The 901-nt window shown below is 64.9% G+C and carries 1 protein-coding gene; it reads left to right on the forward strand.

Features of this window, described 5'->3' with window-relative positions; all coding sequences use genetic code 11:
- Positions 1-901 (forward strand): hypothetical protein (locus tag C1I89_RS34775; RefSeq protein ID WP_181391121.1); only part of this gene is annotated, 901 nt, incomplete at both ends.

A 901-nucleotide genomic window follows, 5' to 3' on the forward strand; every position in this document is an offset into this window, starting at 1 on the left:
CGCCGACGGCGATCGCCAGCAGGGCCATATCACCATCGAGCTGAACGGCTACGATAACGGCGCGCCCCCTCTGCAGGTGAAGGTCGAGTCCGACCAGGCCCATGTGAGCGAGGCAGACGGATCGGTTTCCTACACGGTTTCGCTGGTCGACAGGCACGGTAACGCGGCCAAGGTGCCTGAAGGGCACTCCGTCACGGTGGCCCTGAACTGGAGCGGCGCGGCCGCAAACGATGGCGATACCGGCAGTCTGCCCCGCTTCGTCACGATCGAAGCAGGCCGGTCCAGCGCCACTGTGACGGCCGCTCTGGCCGACGATCGCGTGGTCGAGGGCAACAAGGACCTGATTCTGTCGCTGGGCGAGGCCAGCGCAAGCCCGGCCCTGCGCGGCGGCGTGGGCGCGGACGCCAGACCGGCTAGCGTCGTCGTCCATGATGACGACCTGCCGCTGTATGCGCCGCGGCCGGCGTTGAGCAACGAGGGCCTGAACCTGAAGGTGTGGGCAGTCAAAGACCGCGATCTCTCCGAGTCGGACAAGACGGTCAACGAGATCCTGGACCGCCTGAAAAACAGCAGCCCTGAAGAAGGCGACGGCGCGCCGTCCAACGAGCTGGAAGCCATGATCAAGCGCCTGATGGCCGTCGATCCGGACGGCAATGGATACCGTTCCAGCAATCCGATAGGCTTCGGCCGCGGCCACAAGTATGGAAGCATTTATTTCGTGGGAGATCATCCCGAAACGAGCGAGTATCTGGTCCAGGATCTGATGGCCAAGGACCCGAACGCGGACGGCGCCTCGGATTGGAGAAATGTGCAGGGCGGCACCGCCGTGCACGCGCAAGGAGTGATCTACCTGCGCGCCGGCGACACCTATACCGTGCATGCCCAGGGCGACGACAGCCTG

Origin of the sequence: Achromobacter pulmonis (assembly GCF_002885955.2) — a bacterium.
GTDB classification, from domain to species: domain Bacteria; phylum Pseudomonadota; class Gammaproteobacteria; order Burkholderiales; family Burkholderiaceae_B; genus Achromobacter; species Achromobacter pulmonis_A.